We start from the raw sequence: 22,415 nt of genomic DNA on the forward strand, positions 1-22,415 counted from the left end.
AAAATGCGACAATCGGGAAACAGGCTGCGCATTGTGCTTGAGGCTGCAATCCCAATCCCTAGATTGAAGGTACATGCCGACGACGCCCATCAATGAACTGACCGCCCGCGCGCGGGAGATTTTCCGCCTAGTCGTGGAGGGCTATCTGGCGACCGGAACCCCGGTCGGATCCAAGGTATTGGCGGGGCCGGGCGGGGTGCAGTTGTCTTCGGCGTCGATCCGCTCGGTTCTGGCAGACCTCGAATCGCTTGGACTTCTGGCCGCGCCGCACACCAGCGCCGGACGCCTGCCGACCGAGGCCGGGCTTCGGTTGTTCGTGGACGGCATCATGCAGGTGGCCGAGCCCACCGCCGAGGAACGCATGGCGATCGAGAGCCGAATCGCCGCACCCGGCCCGATCGAGGCCGCGCTCGAAGCGACCAGTTCCCTGTTGTCGAACCTTACTTCCGGAGCTGGCGTCGTGATGGTGCCGCGCCGCGAGCCGCGCCTGATGCACTTGCAACTCGTTCCGCTGGCTGCGGGGCGAGCGCTGGCAGTGCTGGTGGGAGAAGATGGCGCTGTAGAGAACCGCATCGTCGAATTTCCCGCGATATTGCCGCCGGGCGCTTTGGAGGAAGCTTCGAACTACATTTCGTCGCACCTCGCTGGCCGTACGCTGAGCGAGGCCGCAAGGGCGATGCGCGCCGATATCGCCACCGGCAAATCCGCCCTGGATTCGGCGAGCCGCGATCTCGTGGAGCGGGGGCTTGCGGTGTGGAGCGAGGATGCCATGGCGCGCCCGGTGCTGATCGTGCGCGGACAGGCCAACCTTCTCGACGAGACCGCGCTGGTCGATCTCGAACGGGTGCGTTCGTTGCTTGACGATCTCGAGAACAAGCAATCCGTGGCCGAACTCCTCGACCTTGCCCGCGAAGCCGAATCGACCCGTATCTTCATCGGTTCCGAGAACCGTCTTTTCGCTCTGTCGGGCTCGTCCGTGATCGCCTCGCCTTATCGCGACCGCGAAGGCCGCGTGGTGGGCGTCGTGGGGGTAATCGGGCCGACTCGGTTGAATTATGCGCGCGTCGTCCCCATGGTGGACTTCACCGCCCAGAGCCTGGGCAAGCTCATCGGATAGTTGGAACAACAGAATAATGACTGACGACAAGACCCAGCCGCCAGAGGGTCAGACTGTAGATCCCGCGATCGCGGAAGAACTGAAGGGCGTGCCCGAAGACATGATCGACAGTGGTAAGGACAGCGGTGAAATCGCGAAGCTTCGCGAGGAAATCGAAGTCGCCAAGCAGGACGCGCTTTATGCGCGCGCCGAGACACAGAACGTGCGTCGCCGTCTCGAAAAGGACATTGCGGACACGCGCGCCTATGCGGCGACCGGTTTTGCCCGCGATATCCTTTCGGTTGCGGACAATCTGACGCGGGCGCTCTCGGCGATCCCCGCCGAACTGCGCGAGGACGAGAAGCTGAAGAGCCTCGTCGCCGGTATCGAGGCCACTGGCCGGGAGATCGAAAAGGTGTTCACGAACCACGGCATCAGCCGCATCGCGGCGATGGGCCTGCCGCTAGACCCCAACCAGCATCAGGCGATGATCGAGATTCCCTCGGCCGACGCGGAACCCGGCACTGTCGTGCAGGAGCTTCAGGCGGGCTACATGATCAAGGATCGCCTCCTGCGCCCGGCCATGGTCGCCGTCGCAAAGAAGCCTGACTGATCCCTTCGCGCCCCGCCTGCCGTCAAGTCCCGCAGGGACGAACGGGGGCGGGGCGTCGATGTTTGACGGGGCGACATGGAACCCGTCCGCGCCGGAGCCGTTGAGCAGGTAGACAAACCTGACTTTCAGCGGAGAGATTCCATGCGCAAGCTCATACTTCCCATCCTCGCCGCCGGGGCATTCAGCATCGCCGGTTGCGCCAGTAACTACGCGGGCGAAGGCGCCCTTGCCGGCGGCGCTCTCGGCGCGGGCGTCGGTGCCATTACCGGCGGCGACGTCGGCACCGGCGCGGCCATCGGGGCAGCGGCAGGCGCTGTCGCGGGCTCCACTGCAAAGAAGCACGACGGTTGCTATCGCTACGACCGCCGCGGGAACCGTTATTGGGACCGCGATTGCTGAAAACTTGGGGTCATCCAACGAAAAGAGGCGCGCGGAACGTTTCGCGCGCCTCTTTTCGTGGCGCCTTTTCGTCGGGATAGCCGGGCTCAGGCAGAAAACGGAAGAATTCCGCAATAGCTGGCCAGTGGCGGCGCGCCCGGAATTTGCCAGCCTCGTTCGAGCATGAAGACATGGCGCACGATTTCCGCCTGCTGTTCGATCCCGTACCTGGCGAGCGTCCAGCCCGGTCGCAGCGCATAATCGTAGCGGCAGAAGGGGTGGCGCATCAGTGGAAGATACCATCGACCTCGTTGTTGCGCCTGCCAGACATGCGTGATTTCGTGAATGAAGAGGCCCTGCATCCCAATCGGCGCGTCTGAAAAATCATCGCGATAGAGGTCCGAGGCGCCGGCGAAATGGATATGGCCGCAAGGCGCCATCGCCACATTGGCGGGCTGGAAAGGAAACCACCGCCTGCGCCGGATGCGCACGGGCCTGCAGTCCACCGCTTCTCCGAATATCGAGCGCACTAGCGCCGTTTCGCCGGCGGTCAGCTTGCGCTCTCCTCCGGGTGGGCAGGGGCTGTCCGGGAGCGCGAGTGGAAGGCCCGCGATCAGTGGTTCATCCCCGGCATGTCTCCGCCTCCGGGCATGTCCCCGCCCATCGTTTCCACCCGCAAGGGCATCGACAGCTTGTCTCCATCGGAGAAGGTGAGGGTGAGTTCAGCGGTTCCGCTGGATTTCACGCTTTCGCCGATGTCGAACGCCATGACGTGAAGGCCGCCGGGTGCAAATTCGACCTGTGCACCGGGTGCGATTTCAAGCGAATCGACAGCCGCCATGCTGCCGCCGTCGGTCTTGTGCATCTGGGCGCTGCCTGCCCCCGTGACGTGTACGCCGATAAGCTTCACGGCGGCCGGACCATCGTTGCGCACAGAGAAGTAGACCGCGCCCGGGCGGCCGCTTACCACGGGAAGGACCAGGTGCCCGTCGCTTGCGCTGATGCCCGGCTTTGCCGTTGGGCCGACAGCGCCTTCAGCCGACTGTGTGGCGGTTTCCTGCGACGTTGGGGCTTCGCCCTGCTGGCAGGCGGCGAGCACGAAAAGCAGGGCGGGGGCACTGGCAAGGGTCAGCAAACGAAGCGGCTTCACGGCAGGTCGATCCTCTCGGGCAGGCTCATGACGGGGCACTGAAAATTTCCCCGGCGTAATGCCATCGAGACAGACTTGTTCCAAGCGAAACCACACCTATATGCCGGTGCGACGACTTGAACGTCATCGAGCCGTGCAAGCCGCCTTGCCTTATGGAGGGAGGCGATCCGCATGGTGTCATCCACTGACGTGAGGAATGGGGATAATGGCAAAAGTAATTGGTATCGACCTTGGCACCACCAACAGCTGCGTCGCCGTCATGGACGGCGGCAAGCCCAAGGTAATCGAAAATTCAGAAGGCGCCCGCACGACGCCCTCGATCGTCGCTTTCACCAAGGATGGTGAGCGCCTGATCGGGCAGCCGGCAAAGCGCCAGGCCGTGACCAACGGCGACAACACGATTTTTGCGGTAAAGCGCCTCATCGGCCGCCGCTTCGACGATCCGGTGACCAAGAAGGACACCGAGCTGGTTCCGTACCACATCGTCAAGGGCAAGAACGGTGACGCCTGGGTCCAGGCCGGCGGCGAAGACTACAGCCCGTCGCAGATCTCGGCCTTCACTCTGCAGAAGATGAAGGAAACCGCCGAATCGTACCTCGGCGAGACCGTGACGCAGGCCGTCATCACCGTGCCCGCCTACTTCAACGACGCACAGCGCCAGGCGACCAAGGACGCCGGCCAGATCGCCGGTCTGGAAGTGCTGCGCATCATCAACGAACCGACCGCGGCCGCACTGGCCTACGGCCTCGACAAGCAGGACGGCAAGACCATCGCCGTTTATGACCTTGGCGGCGGTACCTTCGACGTTTCGATCCTCGAAATCGGCGACGGCGTGTTCGAAGTGAAGTCGACCAACGGCGACACGTTCCTGGGCGGTGAAGACTTCGACACCAAGCTGGTTGAATGGCTGGCCGACAAGTTCAAGGCCAAGGAAGGCATGGACCTGCGCAGCGACAAGCTCGCCCTGCAGCGCCTGAAGGAAGCGGCCGAGAAGGCGAAGATCGAACTGTCGTCCACCGCGACGACCGAGGTCAACTTGCCCTTCATCACCGCACGCATGGAAGGCGGTGCCACCACCCCGCTACATCTCGTGGAGACGATCACCCGCGCCGACCTTGAAAAGATGGTTGCGGACCTGATTCAGCGCACGCTCGAGCCCTGCAAGAAGGCTCTGGCTGACGCCGGTGTCTCGGCCAAGGACATCGACGATGTCGTGCTGGTTGGCGGTATGACCCGCATGCCCAAGGTCCGTGAAGTCGTGAAGGACTTCTTCGGCAAGGATCCGCACACCGGCGTGAACCCTGACGAAGTCGTCGCCATGGGCGCCGCGATCCAGGCCGGCGTGCTTCAGGGCGACGTCAAGGACGTGCTGCTGCTGGACGTGACCCCGCTGTCGCTGGGTATCGAGACGCTGGGCGGCATCATGACCAAGATGATCGACCGTAACACGACGATCCCGACCAAGAAGAGCCAGGTCTACTCTACCGCCGAGGACAACCAGCAGGCGGTGACCATCCGCGTGTTCCAGGGCGAGCGCGAGATGGCGCAGGACAACAAGATGCTCGGCCAGTTCGACCTGGTGGGCATTCCGGCCGCGCGCCGGGGCGTGCCGCAGATCGAAGTCACTTTCGACATCGACGCGAACGGCATCGTCAACGTTTCGGCCAAGGACAAGGGCACTGGCAAGGAGCAGCAGATCCGCATCCAGGCATCGGGCGGTCTGTCGGACAACGACATCGACCAGATGGTCAAGGATGCCGAGAAGTTTGCCGAGGAGGACAAGAAGCGTCGCGAGGCTGCCGAGGCCAAGAACAACGCCGACAGCCTCGTCCATGCGACCGAGCAGCAGATCGTCGAACATGGCGACAAGATCGACGCCGGCCTGAAGGCGGAAGTCGAAGCGGCCATCGCCGCGACCAAGGCCGCGATCGAAGGCGGTGAGCCCGCCGAGATCACTGCCAAGTCGCAGGCTCTGACCGAAGTCGCGATGAAGATGGGTCAGGCCATCTACGAGAAGGAGCAGGCCTCTGCCGCTTCTCCGGAAGCCGCTCCGGCCGGTGGTGACGACGATGTCGTCGACGCCGAATTCTCGGAAGTCGACGAAAACAAGGGCTGATCGGTCCTCATGACAAGCGTGGCCGCCATCGTTACCGGACGTAACGGTGGCGGCCAGGTCGCACGCGGGGAATAACGAGACGTGTCAGCTACCGAAATCGACTATTACGAACTGCTTGAAGTAGAGCGCAGCGCCGACGACAAGACTATCAAGTCGTCATATCGCCGGCTCGCGATGCGCTATCATCCCGACAAGAATCCGGGGTGCGACGATTCCGAAGCGCGCTTCAAGCAGATCAGCGAGGCATACGATTGCCTCAAGGACCCCCAGAAGCGGGCTGCCTACGACCGTTATGGTCATGCGGCGTTCCAGCAGGGAATGGGCGGTGGCGGTCATGCCGGTGGCGCCGAGTTCGGCGACATCGGAGACATCTTCGAATCCATCTTCGGCAGTGCCTTCGGTGGCGGCGGTCGGCAGCAGGCGCGTCGCGGCGCCGATCTGCGCTATGACATGGAAGTCAGCCTCGACGAGGCGTTCCATGGCAAGCAGACCGAAATCACCATCGAAGTGTCGCAGAGCTGTGAGCCTTGCGGCGGTTCTGGCGCCGAACCGGGCACAGGCAAGCGCGCGTGCAACATGTGCGCGGGCCACGGCAAGGTTCGTGCCCAGCAGGGCTTCTTCGTGGTGGAGCGCACTTGCCCGACCTGTCACGGCCGGGGCGAAGTGATCGAGAAGCCATGCCGCTCCTGCGGCGGTGAAGGGCGCGTGGACAAGCCGCAGACCTTGCAGGTCGACATCCCGCCAGGAGTCGATTCGGGCACGCGCATTCGCTTGTCCGGCAAAGGCGAGGCCGGGCCTTTCGGCGCGCCTCCCGGAGATCTCTACATCTTCCTGCACGTCAAGCGTCACCGGGTGTTCGAGCGAGACGGAACGACACTGCTCACACGCGTACCGATCACCTTCACTACGGCAGCACTTGGTGGGTCGATCGAGATTCCGAACATCGACGGTGATCCGATCACGATCGATATTCCCGCGGGCATCCAGTCAGGCAAGCAACTGCGCAAGCGCGGTGCAGGCATGCCGGTGCTTCAGGGGCGCGGCCGCGGCGATCTCGTCGTCGAGATCAGCGTGGAAACACCGACCAAGCTCTCCGCTCGCCAGAAGGAATTGCTGCGCGAGCTTCAGGCAACCGAAACCGGCGATGAATGCCCGCAGTCCAAGGGCTTCTTCGACCGGATCAAGGAAGCCTGGAACGATCTGACCGAATGAGGTTCATATCGTCGTCCCGGACCTCTTCCGGGACGACGATGTGGTTCCTCTAGCCGCCCCGCAAAACATCTTCGCGAAGGTCGCGAAGCAGCGCCGGATCGGCGGTCAACCTGTTCTTTTCCTCATCAAGCACTGCAAGGAAGGCGTCCCGCTTGAATGCGGCCATTTCGCCCTGTGAGAGTGCATGTTCGCCTTCAAGTGAGGAGGCGATCAGGTCGACCATACGCTCCGCACCGTGGAGCCTTCCCCACAAGTAGTCGTTCTCGCGGTAGGCGCGGCTGAAAAAGGCGCCGAAGTTGTAGAATTCGGTTCCGCGCAGCACCGGCCCCTTGCGGATCATGTGGCAATCCTCGGGCGAGATGCGGTCGACGCGAACCGGGTCGAACTCGGTCAGCCCTTCGCCGCGCAGCAGCGGCAGGGTTACAGTATCGTAGAACGGGAATCCCAGATAGGCGAGCAGCACGCGCCGGCGCAGAGCTTGGGGCATGTCGGCCAGTGCCTCGGCCAGCATGACATCTACCCGTGCATCGATCTCGACCAGGTTTCGAGCTTTCCAGACGTGATCGACCACGGCTGCAGGGTCCGCAAAGACACCGGCGGCCAGTGCTGGAAAATCTTCTCCCAGTGCAGCGGCGGGCTCTCGGTCGAGATAGAGCGCAAGCGCGGCGTAAATCGCTTCGCGCGCCTTGTCCCGCTCGGCCTCGGTTACGCTGGCTTCCTGCTGCCATTCCTGCGTGACGCGGCGTGCCAGAAGCCGCAGGCGGCGCACCCTGAAGGCGAGATCGTGACTGCGGAAGAACCCGATCATTCCCGGAGAACCGTCTCCCTTGAGGCCTTCGATCCGATCCAGCCCGCTGAGCGTGAAATGATCGTGCAGACGCTGGACGACAGGTTGGCTGGACGACAGGCCAAGGTCGGGCGCCGCCTCGTGAACCAGTCGCGCCAATGTCGCGACAATGCCCGAGAACTTGACCTGAACGTAGCCGTGATAGGCGAAACCGGCCTGTTCGAGGGCGGCGAGCTGTGCCTTGTTGCGCCACGCCGCGAGCCGCTTCGGGGTGGGCCGGTCTAGGAAGAAGGTATTGCCGAACAGGCGATCTACCGTTTCCTCGATTTCGGGCCGCAGGGCGAGGATGATGGTGCGCATCGTCGCCATCTCCTGCGACTGGCGCTCGAGCGCTTCGAGGTTGTCGCGGATAGGCTGTTCGCGCGGAATCGAGGAAAGCGAGCCGAAGATCGTCGAGAAAAAACCGGGCGCCGTCTTTTGTCGGCGTATCGAGGCGCCGATACGATCGGGCGTGGGATCTATGTAGACGAAGCGTCGGTCCACTTCTCGCGTTGCCGGACGATCGCGCAGCACGGCCATGGCATCGGCGAACGGTGCATTGTTGAGTACGGAGCCGTCGATCAGTGCGACCTTGTCGAGATCTCCGCGCAGGCTGTGCTCTGGCATGATGCGACGGAAGAACGCCTCGCGATCCGGCCACTCAAGGCTCAGTTCGGACACGAGATTGTCGATTTCCTCGATCTGCAGAGGCGGGAACGCGCCGGGAAAGCTAGCGGTCGAACGCGAGGCTAGCAGGAGCTCCGGCATGGGGGCGAGATTTGCCGAGCCCGACAAAGCCTCGAACCCGATAGTCAGTCGGTGTTCGCTTTCGAGCACCAGCTCGGGGGAATGGAGCCTCAGGGTTTCGAGGTGGCCCTTGAAGTCGGTGGCGGTGACGAACAGATTGATCGGGTGTCCGTGTGGAAGGAGCGCAGGTCCCGCGTTTGCGCGTTCCATCGCCGAAAAAGCGCCCGCCAGCAATCGTGACAGGCCGATACCGCTGAAGGGGGGCTCGAACCAGCGTGATCGGATCAGGCGCGAGAGTTTCTCGCGTACTTCTTCCCGTGTTTCCGGCGCTACGCTGGTGCTCACCGCGTTGCCGGGGCGGTGCAACAGGTAGGATACGATCGGTCTGGCCCAGAACTTGGTCGCCTGCGACCGTGCGCGCGCTTCGGGATCGAGCAGCACATCGATATCGGCATTTTCCAGCCAGAGTTCGGTCAGCGGCTCGAGCGACTGGCCTGAATGGATCGCCTGGGAAAGGAACACGCTGTTGATCCCGCCCGCGCTCGCGCCGGCGACGATATCCGTCAGCACCCGTAGTCGCAGGTTGCTTCCTTCTTCCAGCCGCTGCAGCAATCGTCGGTAGACGCGGGCGGTTCCTTCGGGAGCTTCTTCGCCCGCCCAGAACGCGCGGCTTGCCTGAAGGGTCTTCCACAACTCCTTGGTAACGCCGTGCATGTAGACGGCCAGACTGATACCACCGTAGCAGACCAGCGCGATCCGCAGTTCCTTTTGCCGCATGGCTCCATGTTGGCGGCATATTGGAAGAAAGGCAATTGCGTTCTCATTCCGTTCCAGATACCCGGAACCTCATGGCAAAGCCCAAACGTCGATATGTCTGCCAGTCCTGCGGGGGAGTTTCCAGCCGCTGGCAAGGCCAATGCGCCGATTGCGGCGAGTGGAACACATTGGTCGAGGATGCGCCGCAAACGGTGTTTTCGTCCAAGCATGATCTGTCTTCGGGCGGCCGTCCGATCCAGTTCACGCCGCTCGATGCCCCCGGCGAACTGCCCAAACGCCGCGCGAGTGGATATGCGGAATTCGACAGGGCTCTGGGCGGAGGTCTTGTCCCGGGCTCCGCCATCCTGATGGGCGGCGATCCGGGCATCGGCAAGTCGACGCTGTTGCTTCAGGCTTCCGCGCATATCGCAAACTCGGGTGGCAGCGTCGTCTATGTAAGTGGTGAAGAGGCGGCAGGGCAGGTCCGGCTGCGGGCGGAGCGGCTTGGCCTATCGAAATCCCCGATCCTGCTGGCTTCGGCAACTTCGGTACGGGACATTCTCACCACGCTGGGCATGATGGATGCGCCAGCCCTGCTGGTCATCGATTCGATCCAGACCATGCATTCCGATTCGATAGAGGGCGCTCCCGGCACAGTCAGCCAGGTGCGCGGCTGCGCGTTCGAATTGATCCGGTACGCCAAGGAAAACGACGTCACGCTCGTGCTGGTCGGTCACGTTACCAAGGATGGTTCAATCGCCGGTCCGCGCGTCCTTGAGCACATGGTCGACGTGGTAATGAGCTTCGAGGGTGAGCGTAGCCATCAGTACAGGATCCTGCGCAGCCTGAAGAACCGGTTCGGCCCGGTCGATGAGATCGGGGTCTTTGCCATGGAAGGGGCGGGTCTGACCGAAGTCGGCAATCCTTCCATGTTGTTCCTGTCCGGTCGCGATCAGGAAATGCCCGGGAGCGCGGTTTTCGCTGCCATGGAAGGCACGCGGCCTGTGCTGGTCGAAATCCAGGCGCTGATCGTGCGACTCCAGAGCGGGGCGACTCCGCGGCGTGCGGTAGTGGGGTGGGATTCGGGACGCATGGCGATGCTGCTTGCGGTTCTGGAAGCGCGCTGCGGGCTCAACTTTTCCAGTGCCGAAGTCTATCTGAACGTCGCCGGCGGCTATCGGCTTGCCGATCCGGCCGCCGATCTGGCCGTGGCTGCGGCGCTTGTTTCGGCACTGGGCGATCGCCCGCTACCGAAGAATGCCGTCTGGTTCGGCGAGGTTTCGCTGGCAGGAGAAATCCGGCCGGTTTCCCATTCATCTATCCGTCAGCGCGAATCGGCCAAGCTTGGATTCGGGCGCGCGATAGGTCCGGCAGGCGGTGCAAAAGCGGAATCCGCCAAGGACATCGACTTCACCGGACTTGCGATGCTGCCCAATCTCGTTGACCGTATCCTGGGGGATGCCTAGTTCGTAGCTTATGACCGGTTTCGATATTGCTGTTCTGGTGTTTGTCGGCGTGGGGGCCGCCACCGGGTTTCTTCGTGGTTTCGTGCAAGAGATACTGGCGCTGGGCGCCTGGGTCTTTGCGGTGTTTGCCATCCGCGCTTTCCATGAGCCGGTGTCGCTCCTGCTCGAGCCCTATTCCGGCACGGGATCGGCGACACCCGTCCTGGCATTCGCGCTTCTGCTGCTGGTTCCGTTCTTTGCCGTAAAGCTGATCGCAGGCTGGGCAGGCAAGCGGAGCCGCGCGTCGGTGCTTGGCCCGATCGATCGCGTGCTGGGTTTCGGTTTCGGGGCGGTGAAGGGCATGATTATCGTGGTTCTCGCGTTTTCGGTGCTGGTGCTTGGTTATGACACGATCTGGGGTGCAGGCGGCCGGCCGGACTGGATAAAGCAGGCGCGAACCTATCCGTTCGTCAACGCGAGTAGCGAAGCGCTCGTCAAGATGATTGCCGAACGCCGACACGAAGCCGCAGCAAGCGAAGCGGCAGACAATTGATGTCGACGGCAGTGCTCTATACGCCAGAAGTCCTGGGGCTAGCCGTTCAATTGGCGGGCCACCCCTGGGACGAAGCACTGTCGCTGAAGGCAGAGGCGCGCTCGCAAAGCTGCGGCAGCACGATCGCGCTGGGTCTCGACCTGGACGCTGAAGGCAGGATCGTGCACGTGGGGGTCCGCAGCCAGGCCTGCGCGATCGGACAGGCTGCCGCTGCAATTTTTTCAGACGCTGCAATCGGCCGGACTTCTGCACAAGTGCATGATGCGGCTGCGAAAATTACACGGTGGTTGGCGGGTGAGGAAGGTCTTCCCGATTGGCCCGGCTTTGTTTTGATCGCTGCTGCGCGTGATTATCCGGCACGCCATGGTGCGGTCATGCTCCCTTGGAAGGCGGCGACGCAGGTTCTTCCCATCGGCTGAAAGCGCGGTTAGATCGCGTTGACGGATCTCGAAATCGGGACCGGCGGGGGAAGATCGAAATGGCAGAGGTAGCACCTGGGAAACCGGTTCAGCCGAGCGTGTCCGACATCAGGCTGGTAATAGCCGCGTCCTCGATGGGCACGGTTTTCGAGTGGTACGATTTTTTCATTTACGGCACGCTTGCTGCGGTTATCGGCAAGACCTTCTTTCCTTCCGGCAATGCGACTTTGGAGACCCTGTTGGTCTGGGCCGGCTTCGCCGTGGGCTTCGGGTTCCGGCCGCTTGGTGCGATCCTGTTCGGATATCTCGGCGACAAGTTGGGTCGCAAGTACACGTTTCTCGTGACGGTCACACTGATGGGCGTGGCGACAGCCGGCGTGGGCCTTATTCCCTCCGCCGATGCCATAGGCTGGGCGGCTCCTGCGATTATCCTGGTGCTCCGCGTGCTGCAGGGGCTCGCACTCGGCGGGGAATATGGGGGCGCCGCGATCTACGTGTCCGAGCATTCGCCGCCGAACAGGCGCGGGTTCTACACCGGCTTCATTCAGGCCAGCGTCGTCGGAGGTTTCGTGCTGAGCCTGATCGTGGTGCTTGGCTGTAAATCGGTCATGAGCCCAGCCCTATGGGAGGCGTGGGGCTGGCGCCTGCCATTCATCCTCAGCCTCGCATTACTGGCGATATCGCTCTGGATGCGCCTCAAGCTATCGGAAAGCCCGGTCTTCAAGGCGATGCGGGCGCAGGGCGAAATTTCCGGTAACCCCTTTATCGAAAGTCTCACTTACCCCGGTAACAGGAAGCGGATTTTCATCGCTCTCTTCGGGATCGCCGCCGGACTGACCGTGATCTGGTATACCGCGATGTTCTCCGCTCTGAGCTTCCTCAAGGGAGCCATGCGCATGGAGGACAGGCCGGCGGAACTGATCGTTGGTGCGTCCGCGGCGCTGGGCATGGTCTTCTTCGTAATATTCGGCAGCCTGTCTGACCGTATCGGTCGCAGGAAGCCGATCATATGGGGCTATGCCCTGACCTTGCTCCTGCTGTTTCCCGCTTTCTGGTTGATCGGGAGTCATTCCAATCCCCAGCTTGCGCATGCGGCTCGGGAGGCGCCGGTCTTCGTTGTCGGGCCTGACTGCAGCTACAATCCCTTCGATATCGAGCAGAAGTCGAACTGCGGGAAATTGCTTGGAGATCTCGCCGGAGCGGGCGTGACCTATCGCCTGTCCGCCGCGCCGGAGCTTGTCTTGCAGGTCGGCGGCAAGGCGCTTCCGCTCGAAACCTATCCGTGGGGCGACAGGAAAGGCCGAGGCGCTGTCCTGCAGGGATGGCTGCGCGAGGCGGGCTACGATTTCGCCAAAGTCACGCCAGGCGCGCGAGATGCCGTGACGATCGGAGTTGTGCTAATCGTGCTGATGGCCTTGTCCGGTGCCACTTACGGTCCGGTAGCGGCCCTGCTTTCGGAAATGTTTCCGCCGCGCATCCGGTACAGTTCGATGTCCATCCCCTATCACATCGGGACGGGCTACTTTGGCGGTTTCCTTCCGCTGATTTCCAGCTACATGGTCGCGAGCAGCGGCAACCCCTATCAGGGTCTCTGGTATACGTGGGGTGTTGTCGCGATGGCCCTCGTCGTCTCGCTGTGGGGGCTGCGAGGCGGCCCTCCGCGCGATTATGGTGACGATGCTTCCTGAAGTTCCTGCTTCCGCCCTCCGCCTCTCCTTTGATGGGGAGGCCCTGAAATCAAACTGGCAAGCGCTGGACCGTCTTTCGGGAAGTGCACTGGCAGGGGCGGCGGTGAAGGCCAACGGTTATGGTCTTGGCGCGCGCGAAGTCGTGCCGGTCCTGCGGGAGGCTGGTTGTCAGGATTTCTTCGTAGCTCATTGGGGTGAAGCCGCCGATCTGCTCGACTGTATCGGCTCTGCCGGTCTTTCCGTTCTGCACGGCCCGCTTAGTGCAGGGGATGCCGCCTTTGCCCGTGCAACAGGAACGGTTCCGGTGATCAATTCGATTGCGCAGGCCCGGCGCTGGATCGAATGCGGCGGTGGGCGTTGCCATTTGATGGTGGACACCGGGATGAACCGTCTCGGCGTTTCGCTTTCCGAACTGGGTGACGAGGCGGTCGAAGCGCTGGATGTCGACATCGTGCTATCGCATCTCGCATCGGCCGAGGAAGAAAGCGATCTTAACGAACGGCAGCGGCTTCGCTGGCGGCAGGCGCTCGGACAAGTGCGTCATGAACGCGCCAGCCTTGCCAACAGCGCCGGGATTGCACTTGGCAGCGCTTACCACGGGGACATCACGCGGCCGGGAATCGCGCTTTACGGCGGCGTGCCACGGGCGGAGATGGCGGACGATCTCAGGCAGGTGGTCCTGCCGGAAGCGGCCATCCTTCAGGTGCGTTCGGTCTCCGCCGGAGAAACGATCGGCTATAATGCTACGTATGAGGTTACCTCCCCCATGCGCGTGGGAACCGTCGCGCTGGGTTATGCCGACGGCTATCTGCGGTGCTGGTCGGACAGGGGTGTGTTCCGCGCCGGGGGACACGTATTGCCAGTGCTCGGCAGGGTCAGCATGGACATGACCGTAATCGATCTGACCCATGCTCCTGAACTGGGAGAGGGCGATTGGGTCTCCGCAGACTATGCACTTCCCGAGGCTGCTGCAAAGACGGGATTGTCGCAATACGAACTGCTCACGCTTTTGGGGCGCAGGTTCGGTCGCTAACGCGATTAACCCGGAGTTTTGCTGCGCAGCAATTTGTGTTGCGTTGCGACAACACCGGGTGGTAACATGTTGTCATTCTGGACTGGGGATTGGCAATGGCTGAAACGGCGTCGCAGGACGACAACACGGTAATCATAAAAAAGTACGCAAACCGTCGTCTCTACAATACACGTTCCTCGAGCTACATCACGCTCGATCATCTTGCGAAGATGACCCGTGAAGGTGTCGATTACAAAGTGCTCGATGCCAAGAGCGGTACCGACATTACGCACACGATCCTCACGCAGATCATCATGGAGGAGGAATCCAACGGAGAGCAGATGCTTCCGGTGAATTTCCTTCGCGAACTTATCAGCATGTACGGCAATTCGATGCAGTCGCTGGTTCCGCACTATCTCGAAGCTTCGATGGACAACTTCCGGGCCAATCAGACGAAGCTCCACAAGGCTTTCGAGGACAGCCTCGGCAACAACCCGTTGGCGAAGCTGGCCGAACAGAACATGGCGATGTTCAAGGCCGCCGCCGCCGCGTTCATGCCGGGAGCGGAAAAGCCCGAGCCCAAAGCCCCTCCAGCCGGAGAGGCAGGCGATCTTTCGGCACTGCGCGATCAGATGGCCGAAATCCAGAAGAGGCTTGACGCGCTGGGCAAATAAGGGTCTGCGCATGGTCCTTCGCGGCGCGAACAAGGCGCCGCGAATTGCCTTGAATGCAACGGATGGTCCGTCGCATCGCAGATCAGGAAGAAGCAATCGTGTCCGCCATTCGTCACGCCCTCTCGACCAAGCGCGAGGACGACTTCGCCCAGTGGTATCAGGAAGTCATTTCCGAGGCCGAAATGGCCGAGGAATCGGGCGTTCGCGGATGCATGGTGATCAAGCCGTGGGGCTACGGTATCTGGGAGCGCATCCAGCGCCTGATGGATGACCGCATCAAGGCTGCCGGCGTCACGAACTGCTACTTCCCGCTGTTCATTCCGCTTTCGTACTTCGCCAAGGAAGCCGAGCACGTCGAAGGCTTTGCGAAGGAAATGGCGATTGTCACTCACCATCGCCTCGTCGGTGACGGCAAGGGCGGCCTTGTGCCCGATCCCGAAGCGAAGCTGGAAGAACCGCTGATTGTCCGCCCGACTTCGGAGACGGTGATCGGCGCTGCCATGGCGCGTTGGGTGCAGTCCTGGCGCGACCTGCCGCTCATGGTCAACCAGTGGGCCAACGTCGTACGCTGGGAAATGCGCACCCGCATGTTCCTGCGGACGAGCGAATTCCTTTGGCAGGAAGGGCACACTGCCCACGCCGACCGTGACGATGCCATGATCGAGACGCTGCGTGCGCTCGAGATGTATCGCGACTTTGCCGAGAACGAGCTGGCCATGCCGGTGATCGCGGGCGAAAAGCCTGAGAATGAACGCTTCCCCGGCGCGGTCGCGACTTACTCGATCGAAGCCATGATGCAGGATGGCAAGGCGCTTCAGGCGGGCACCTCGCACTACCTGGGGACGGGCTTCGCCGAAGCGGCAGGCATTCAGTATCAGGACAAGGAAGGCACCCAGCAGTACGCGCATACGACGAGCTGGGGCACTTCCACGCGCATGGTCGGCGGTGTCATCATGACGCACGGCGACGATGATGGTCTTCGCGTGCCGCCGATGATCGCGCCGCACCAGATCGTCATCCTGCCGATGCTGCGCGACAACGACGAAGACGCAGCATTGCTCGCTTACTGCGAGGAACTCCGCAAGGCGCTCGTCACGCAATTCGCACTTGGGGAACCGCTGCGCGTCCTGCTCGACAAGCGTCCGGGCAAGGCGACCCAGAAGCGTTGGGCCTGGGTCAAGAAGGGCGTTCCGCTCATCCTCGAGATCGGCGGCCGCGATGCTGCCGGCGGGCAGGTCTCGATGCTGCGCCGCAACAAGCTCTGGAACGAGGCGGCCAAGGCTAACTTTGCTGCCATGGCGAAGGAAGATTTCATCGCCCGCGCGGCCACAGAAATCGAGGATATCCAGACCTCGCTCTTCGCCGAGGCGAAGGGCAAGCTCGATGCGAACATCTCGCGCGCTGCGAGCTTCGACGAACTTGCTTCCTTCTTCTCGGAAGGCAAGCGTTATCCGGGCTGGGTCGAGGTCGAATGGTCGCGGCCGACCGGTGCCGAACTCGAAGCCGTGGTGCATAAGCTGAAGGCGCTGAAGCTCACCATCCGCAACACCCCGCTGGACGCTGCGCCGGTCACTGGCCCTTGCGTATTCTCCGGAGAGCCGGCGGTCGAGCGGATCTACGTCGCAAGGTCCTACTGATCTGAAGGGGAAGAGGGCGTGCTGGGATCGATCAAGTACAACCTGTCGAACCTGTTGAACTTCAGGGGACGTGATGCCCGCCAGACGTTCTGGCTCTACGTCCTCTTCCTCGTCGTCATCCAGTATCTCGTCGGCATGGTCATGGCCATGCCGATGATGGGTGGAATGATGAAAGGCGCTTTCAGCGCCGCTCAACAAGGTGCCACTGCGGCCGACATGCAGGTCCGCCTGATGGCCCAGATGGCCGGTTACATGAGGACGTCGATGACGGTGTCCTCCATCGTTTCGGTTCTGGCCGGCCTCCTGCTGATGGCCGCTTTCGCCCGCCGCCTGCACGATTCCGGGAGGCCGGGCTGGATATCGGTTCTGACGTTCCTGCTCTCACTCTCTTCGAAGGCGATTGTCTGGTCGAAAATGAACGAGATCGTTTCGACTATGCGCTCCGTTTCGCCGGAGAATTTTGAAACGGCATTCGCGATGCAATCGAAATTGGTGGGCGCCAGCCGGCTCGGTTACGCGGCCATTTTGCTTGTCATCGTGTTCGGCGTATGGCCTTCCAGCCCAGGGACCAATCGCTACGGACCTCCGCCGGTTCGCGTCTGACCTCTTGCCAACCCGGATATCCGGCGTGACAAGCGCGTACATGAACAAGCTTCTGGCCGCGACTGCGCTTTCCGCCTCGATCATTTACGCCGTCCCCGCTTCAGCCGGTGATTCGGCCGAAGTTTCCGAAGGCCGGATGCGCGCCGATGTGGAAAAACTGGTGTCCTTCGGCACCCGCCACACGCTTTCATCGGATACCGACCCAAAGCGCGGGATCGGCGCGGCCCGGCGCTGGGCCGCCGACGAGTTCCGCAAAACCTCCAAGGCTTGTGGCGGTTGCCTCGAAGTCACCATGCCGGAAGCCATTGTGAGCGGTACGCGCATTCCGACGCCAGTCAGGATGGTGGACGTGGTTGCGATACAGCGCGGTACCGAACGGCCCAATGAAGTGGTGATCGTCCAGGCTCATATCGACAGCCGCGTGACCGATGTGATGGACATCAAGAGCGATGCACCGGGTGCCAATGACGATGCTTCAGGCACCTCGCTCGTTCTCGAGGCCGCCCGCGTGCTGTCCAGGCGAAAGTTTCCGACCACGATCGTCTACGCCGCCCTTTCGGGCGAGGAGCAGGGGCTATATGGCGGCAAGCTGCTGGCGGAGTACGCCAGAAAACAGGGCTGGACTGTCAAGGCCGTCTTCAACAACGATATCGTTGGCGGCACTCATGGTTCCGACGGCCTCGTGGATGATCGGCATGTGCGCGTGTTTTCCGAAGGGCCGCGTGCCGACGCAACGGACAAGACACGCGCTGATGCCCGCCGTTTTGGTGGTGAAAACGATAGTCCCGGCCGCAATATCTCTCGCTACATTGCCGCTCTGGCAGGAGGCGTTCAGGATGATCTCGCGGTTCGGCAGGTCTGGCGCGCCGACCGTATGGGGCGCGGCGGCGATCAGATTCCGTTCCTGGAGCAGGGAAATCCGGCGGTGAGATTCTCGGTCGCGATCGAGGATTATGACCATCAGCATCAGGACCTGCGCACCGAAAACGGCGTGAAGTTCGGCGATACCATCGATGAGATGGATTTCCCCTATCTCGCCAAGGTCACGCGCCTCAACATCGCAGGTCTGGCTGCGCTCGCCAGCGCACCCATGCCACCGGAGCCGGTGGCGGACGCCGCGGTCAAGACCTGGACCGACGTGACCTGGAAGGCAGTGGCGGGGGCTGCCGGCTATTCGGTATGGCGCCGACGCACCGATGCGCCGGAATGGGAAGCGCAGCCGTTGGTGGCGAAGACTTCGCAAACCAGCGTGAAGCTTGAAGGACTGCGCGGCGACGACTGGATACTCGGCGTAAGATCGATCGCGGCTGACGGCAGCGTCAGTCCGATTGCAGCCGCCGTTCCGGGCGGGGGTTTTACTCCGCTTGCGCAATTGCCTTGAAACGGATGTTTCAGGCATTGCCGAGGGAAGATCCGATGCGTCCAATTCGGTTGCCAATGCCTGCAATCGGGAGTGTGCTGACCGAGGATGGTGCATTCTCGGTTCGCAGCTCGCGGATAGGCTTGTTATGCAGCAGTGATGCGGGAAATTCGGGCTGAAGGGGATCTGGATGACAATCGCAAGGCCGGGGCACAACCCGGGATATATCGCAACAACTTGCCATTATCGCTTGCCAAAGCGTGGGAATATCTGGACGGCGCCGTTATCCAAGGGAAACGGTAAGCGATCATGGGCCTGACACAACATTTCGACCTGTTGCATGCCTTGGCCGGTATGCTGGTGGGTATTTTGGTGGGGCTGACCGGGGTTGGCGGAGGCTCGCTCATGACGCCGCTGCTGGTGCTTTTGTTCGGCGTAAGCCCGCAGACAGCGGTAGGCACCGACCTGTTGTTCGCCGCGGTGACCAAGATCGCCGGTTCCGCGGTTCACGGCAAGCGCAACACTGTCGACTGGACGATCGTGCGCCGCATGGCTTGCGGCAGCGTGCCGGCAGCCATCGTAACTCTCGGTTTCCTGTCGTACTTCGGCAAGATCGGCAATTCCACCGAACATCTCATCATGATCTCGCTGGCGGTCCTCCTCGGCCTGACGGCGGTGGCGGTTGTCTGTCGGAAATGGCTGCTCAAGTTCGCGCATGACATTAATCCGGACCAGCCCCGCTCTCGGGTCGTGGGAGGGACGGTGCTGCTCGGAGCGGCAATCGGCGTTGCGGTATCGATTTCGTCGGTAGGAGCGGGCGCGATCGGCATGACTGTGCTGCTCATGCTCTATCCCAAGCTGCCCGTCGCCCGCATCGTCGGCTCCGATATTGCCCATGCCGTGCCGCTGGCTCTTATCGCCGGCGTGGGGCACTGGTTTATCGGTGATGTGGACTTCGGACTTCTGGCGGTATTGCTGCTGGGATCGATCCCCGGGGTCATTCTTGGAAGCTACCTCTCGTCCCATGCGCCGGACAGGATTCTGCAGCCTCTTCTGGCCTGCGTTCTCGCCGTTTCCTCCTGGCAACTGTTCCTGAAGGCCAATTCGGCAGACAAGGCGCTGCCAACGCCGGCAACAGCCCATGCCGCAACAATCGAGGGTGAAATTCCCGAACAGCACCCGTGATGACGGCGCCGCAATGATGCGGCGCCATTGCAATAAGCCCTGAACGGGCGCATGGCGCTGTCATGCCTCCCAAGAACCGGCCCGAGCCTGGCCTGCCGACACGCCAGCAAATCCTCGATCTCATTCAGAATTCGTCCGACCCCGTCGGCAAACGCGAAATTGCGCGTGAATTCGGCTTGAAAGGGCAGGAGAAAATTCAGCTCAAGTCGCTGCTGAAGGACATGGCCGAGGAAGGCCTGATCGACGGCAAGCGCACAGCATTTCATCGGATGGGCGGTATGCCCAAGGTCACTGTTCTTCGCGTGGTCCAGATCGAGGAAGGCGAGGCGATCGCCATTCCCGACACCTGGACACCGGACGATGCAACGCCGCCACCGCGCATTCGCCTGGTGGAGAAGGGGCGTGGTTCAGCGCTCAAGAAGGGCGATCGCGTACTTTCGCGCACCGAGGAAACTCCCACCGGGTGGCGCGCCTGGCCGATGAAGAAGCTCACCCTGCGATCCGAGCAGCTTCTCGGGGTCGTCGAGATCGACGGTGCGGGCAAGCCATGGTTGGCACCTGTTGACAAGCGTGTCCGCAGTTCTGCCCCGATTTCCGACCTTGGCGGCGCCGAAAAGGGCGAGTTGGTTCTGGCCGAACCGATCGGGCGATCCGCGCGTCCATCGGTGAAGGTCACGGAAATCCTGGGCGAGCCACTGGCGCCCAAAGCGTTCAGCCTTATCGCCATTCACAAGCACGGTATCCCGAACCGCTTCAACGAAGAGACCATCGAGGAAGCCGAGGCCGCGGCGAAGATGCCGCTCAGCGCCGAGAAGCGCGAAGACCTGCGGCATCTGCCGATAGTCGCCATTGATCCTTCGGACGCCCGCGACCATGACGATGCGATCTGGGCCAAGCCGGACGGCGAGGGCGGATTCGATGCACTCATCGCCATCGCCGATGTCTCTTTCTATGTGCGGCCGGGTGGTGAGATTGACCGCGAGGCGCGGCGGCGTGGCAATTCGGTCTATTTCCCCGACCGCGTCGTGCCGATGCTGCCCGAAGTGCTCAGTGCCGACGTGTGTTCGCTGCGCTCGGGAGAGGACCGCGCGGCCATGGCGTGCCACCTCAAGATCGATGCACAGGGGAAGGTCGTTGGTTGGCGGTTCACACGCGCGCTCGTCCGCATCCATGAAGTGATCGCTTACGAGGAGGCCCAGGCAAGCATTGATGAAGGCCGTGCCGAATCGCACCTTCAGGATCTGTGGGCTTGCTGGAAGGTGCTCGCCCAGGCGCGCAGCGACCGCGATCCGCTCGAACTTGAACTGCCCGAGCGCAGGGTAAAGCTGGACGATCAGGGCCGCATTGCCGAGATCGCCCTGCGCGAGCGTCTCGACGCGCACCGCGTGGTCGAGGATTTCATGATCTCCGCCAACGTTGCAGCAGCCAAGGCCCTTGAAGCCAAGGTTGCGCCGGTGGTCTACCGTGTCCATGAAGTGCCCAGCCGTGAAAAGCTCATGGCGCTGAAAGACTATCTTGCCACCTTCGGGCGCAAGCTTTCGCTTGGGCAGGTCATCACGCCGGGCCTGTTCAACCGCATGCTCAAGGACATCGCGGATGAGAGCGAGAAGGCGCTCATCATGGAAGCGGTGCTGCGCAGCCAGACACAGGCCTATTACGGGCCGCGCAACGAAGGTCACTTCGGCCTCGCGCTCGGTTCTTACGCCCATTTCACGTCGCCGATCCGTCGCTATGCCGACCTTCTGGTCCACCGCGCGCTGGTCGATGCCTATGGACTGGAGCAACCGGCGCCCAAGGGCAAGATTCCCGCGACCTCCGGCTTGTCCGAGCGCGACCGTGACGATCTCGGCCGCGTCAGCGAGGCCATCAGCGCCGCCGAGCGCCGCGCCATGGAGGCCGAGCGCGAGACGATCGACCGATACGTTGCGGCATGGCTTTCCGCCCGTGTCGGTGATGTGTTCGACACGCGCATCACCGGAGTTCAGAAGTTCGGGTTCTTCGCCACGATCATCGGCCTTGGTGGCGATGGTCTGGTGCCGGTTTCGACTCTGGGCGCGGAACGCTTCTCTTATGACGAGAAGGCACAGATTCTCGAAGGCGAAAGCACGGGCACCACTTATGCAATGGGCCAGATCCTGCGGCTGCGCCTGGCCGAGGCCAATCCGCTTACCGGTGCGCTCAAGTTCGAGCTGGAAGAGGGTGGCGGCCGTATCGAGCCGCGCGGCAAGCCCCAGGAATTGAAGAAGAAGGGCAAGCACTTCGTCGGCAAGCGCGGGCGGCCCGGCAACATTCGCCATCAGGGGCGCAGGAAGTAGTCGGTCGTTTCGTCCCGAATTCGCTTCGGGACGAACGCCGCTTTTGCGATCCTAGCTCAGGCGCTCGATCGCTTCGGCATCGAGGGTGCCGGGAATCACGAAAACGGGGCAGGGCATCTGCCCCAGTCCGGCGCCGGTGAAGTGCGCAACGAGTGGGCCCGGCCCGCCTTCCCGGGCGGCGCCGAGCACGAGTGCCGAGACCTCGGCGTGCTCTTTCAGGTACTGCCGCACGATCTTGATGTCCTCGCCCATGCGGACCGAGATTACCGGCATCTTAGCGCCTTGTGATAAAAGGTTGCCGGCGGCGGCCGTCACCAGCGTTTCCGCACGGGCGCGGGCCTCTTCCTCGATGGTAGCCTGAACCCCCCCGAAGGCATTGAACGGCTGGGGCGGCACGAGGGCCAGCAGATGCAGTGCACCATCGGTCTTCGCGGCGCGGCGCGCCGCGAATTGCAGCGCCACCAGCGCTTCTTCCGTTTCGTCGACGATGACCAGGTAGATGCGCATAGTGTTCCCTCTTGAACACGGGTTATCGGGCTATTCAGGTCACGGTGCAAGCCATCACGAATGCGAAAAAAGGCGTGCGAAGGCGCTTGTGCGCGCGGCTCAACTTGTCCAAGGAAAGGCGGA

At 62.3% G+C, this 22,415-nt stretch carries 20 protein-coding genes; 16 read left to right on the forward strand and 4 right to left on the reverse strand.

Annotated elements, in window-relative coordinates; translation table 11 throughout:
• The first annotated feature begins 73 nt into the window (after positions 1-73).
• The 3 genes from hrcA to ACLIMP_RS11035 all read left to right on the forward strand — a co-directional run bounded on the left by hrcA (position 74) and on the right by ACLIMP_RS11035 (position 2,108).
• On the forward strand, positions 74-1,117 hold the full coding sequence (gene hrcA, locus ACLIMP_RS11025; RefSeq protein ID WP_054438908.1) for a heat-inducible transcriptional repressor HrcA: 1,044 nt from the start codon (positions 74-76) through the stop codon (positions 1,115-1,117).
• 16 nt (positions 1,118-1,133) lie between these two features.
• The gene (gene grpE / locus ACLIMP_RS11030; RefSeq protein ID WP_054438910.1) at positions 1,134-1,709 is read left to right on the forward strand and encodes a nucleotide exchange factor GrpE; all 576 of its coding nucleotides are present in this window, start codon (positions 1,134-1,136) and stop codon (positions 1,707-1,709) included.
• Between the two features lie 141 nt (positions 1,710-1,850).
• On the forward strand, positions 1,851-2,108 hold the full coding sequence (locus ACLIMP_RS11035; protein ID WP_054438912.1) for a YMGG-like glycine zipper-containing protein: 258 nt from the start codon (positions 1,851-1,853) through the stop codon (positions 2,106-2,108).
• 86 nt (positions 2,109-2,194) lie between these two features.
• On the opposite strand, the gene ACLIMP_RS11040 is transcribed toward ACLIMP_RS11035, so the two are convergent.
• Positions 2,195-2,701 (reverse strand): vgr related protein, encoded by a 507-nt coding sequence (locus ACLIMP_RS11040; protein ID WP_185998780.1) that lies wholly within the window; start codon positions 2,699-2,701, stop codon positions 2,195-2,197.
• Positions 2,701-3,237: a copper chaperone PCu(A)C gene (locus ACLIMP_RS11045; protein WP_324695091.1), complete on the reverse strand. Its 537-nt coding sequence runs from the start codon at positions 3,235-3,237 to the stop codon at positions 2,701-2,703. The genes ACLIMP_RS11040 and ACLIMP_RS11045 overlap by 1 nt, the downstream gene beginning before the upstream one ends.
• Before the next feature lie 205 nt (positions 3,238-3,442).
• On the opposite strand from ACLIMP_RS11045, the gene dnaK reads away from it, so the two are divergent.
• Both dnaK and dnaJ read left to right on the forward strand, forming a co-directional pair.
• The gene (gene dnaK, locus ACLIMP_RS11050; RefSeq protein ID WP_324695093.1) at positions 3,443-5,353 is read left to right on the forward strand and encodes a molecular chaperone DnaK; all 1,911 of its coding nucleotides are present in this window, start codon (positions 3,443-3,445) and stop codon (positions 5,351-5,353) included.
• 81 nt (positions 5,354-5,434) lie between these two features.
• Positions 5,435-6,565 (forward strand): molecular chaperone DnaJ, encoded by a 1,131-nt coding sequence (gene dnaJ, locus ACLIMP_RS11055; RefSeq protein ID WP_324695095.1) that lies wholly within the window; start codon positions 5,435-5,437, stop codon positions 6,563-6,565.
• 49 nt (positions 6,566-6,614) lie between these two features.
• Here dnaJ and ACLIMP_RS11060 read toward each other — a convergent pair whose 3' ends face one another.
• Positions 6,615-8,915 carry a patatin-like protein gene (locus ACLIMP_RS11060; RefSeq protein WP_324695097.1) on the reverse strand — a complete coding sequence of 767 codons (2,301 nt, stop codon included), beginning with the start codon at positions 8,913-8,915 and terminating at the stop codon, positions 6,615-6,617.
• A gap of 71 nt (positions 8,916-8,986) precedes the next feature.
• Here ACLIMP_RS11060 and radA point away from each other — a divergent pair, with 71 nt between their 5' ends.
• The 11 genes from radA to rnr all read left to right on the forward strand — a co-directional run bounded on the left by radA (position 8,987) and on the right by rnr (position 21,785).
• A complete protein-coding gene (gene radA, locus ACLIMP_RS11065; RefSeq protein WP_185997417.1) occupies positions 8,987-10,360 on the forward strand; it encodes a DNA repair protein RadA in 1,374 nt (457 codons plus the stop codon).
• A gap of 10 nt (positions 10,361-10,370) precedes the next feature.
• A complete protein-coding gene (locus tag ACLIMP_RS11070) occupies positions 10,371-10,892 on the forward strand; it encodes a CvpA family protein (protein WP_185997416.1) in 522 nt (173 codons plus the stop codon).
• On the forward strand, positions 10,892-11,311 hold the full coding sequence (locus ACLIMP_RS11075; protein ID WP_324695100.1) for an iron-sulfur cluster assembly scaffold protein: 420 nt from the start codon (positions 10,892-10,894) through the stop codon (positions 11,309-11,311). The genes ACLIMP_RS11070 and ACLIMP_RS11075 overlap by 1 nt, the downstream gene beginning before the upstream one ends.
• 59 nt (positions 11,312-11,370) lie before the next feature.
• Positions 11,371-12,999 carry an MFS transporter gene (locus ACLIMP_RS11080; RefSeq protein WP_324695102.1) on the forward strand — a complete coding sequence of 543 codons (1,629 nt, stop codon included), beginning with the start codon at positions 11,371-11,373 and terminating at the stop codon, positions 12,997-12,999.
• On the forward strand, positions 12,989-14,032 hold the full coding sequence (gene alr, locus ACLIMP_RS11085) for an alanine racemase (RefSeq protein WP_324699043.1): 1,044 nt from the start codon (positions 12,989-12,991) through the stop codon (positions 14,030-14,032). Before ACLIMP_RS11080 ends, alr begins: the two co-directional genes overlap by 11 nt.
• 95 nt (positions 14,033-14,127) lie before the next feature.
• The gene (gene phaR / locus ACLIMP_RS11090) at positions 14,128-14,685 is read left to right on the forward strand and encodes a polyhydroxyalkanoate synthesis repressor PhaR (protein WP_054438930.1); all 558 of its coding nucleotides are present in this window, start codon (positions 14,128-14,130) and stop codon (positions 14,683-14,685) included.
• Positions 14,686-14,738: 53 nt separating this feature from the next.
• Positions 14,739-16,322: a proline--tRNA ligase gene (proS, locus tag ACLIMP_RS11095; RefSeq protein WP_420719838.1), complete on the forward strand. Its 1,584-nt coding sequence runs from the start codon at positions 14,739-14,741 to the stop codon at positions 16,320-16,322.
• 18 nt (positions 16,323-16,340) lie between these two features.
• Positions 16,341-16,925, forward strand: coding sequence for a DUF805 domain-containing protein (locus ACLIMP_RS11100; RefSeq protein WP_443477845.1), 585 nt, complete (start codon positions 16,341-16,343; stop codon positions 16,923-16,925).
• Between the two features lie 40 nt (positions 16,926-16,965).
• Positions 16,966-18,306: a M20/M25/M40 family metallo-hydrolase gene (locus ACLIMP_RS11105; RefSeq protein ID WP_324695108.1), complete on the forward strand. Its 1,341-nt coding sequence runs from the start codon at positions 16,966-16,968 to the stop codon at positions 18,304-18,306.
• Between the two features lie 288 nt (positions 18,307-18,594).
• A complete protein-coding gene (locus tag ACLIMP_RS11110; protein ID WP_054438935.1) occupies positions 18,595-19,470 on the forward strand; it encodes a sulfite exporter TauE/SafE family protein in 876 nt (291 codons plus the stop codon).
• Positions 19,471-19,532: 62 nt separating this feature from the next.
• Entirely contained in the window at positions 19,533-21,785 is a 2,253-nt protein-coding gene (gene rnr / locus ACLIMP_RS11115; protein WP_324695110.1) for a ribonuclease R, read from the forward strand.
• Between the two features lie 51 nt (positions 21,786-21,836).
• On the opposite strand, the gene ACLIMP_RS11120 is transcribed toward rnr, so the two are convergent.
• A complete protein-coding gene (locus ACLIMP_RS11120; RefSeq protein ID WP_132468799.1) occupies positions 21,837-22,292 on the reverse strand; it encodes a universal stress protein in 456 nt (151 codons plus the stop codon).
• Positions 22,293-22,415 lie beyond the last annotated feature (123 nt).

This window comes from Novosphingobium aeonii (assembly GCF_052279045.1).
Taxonomy (GTDB): Bacteria; Pseudomonadota; Alphaproteobacteria; order Sphingomonadales; family Sphingomonadaceae; genus Novosphingobium.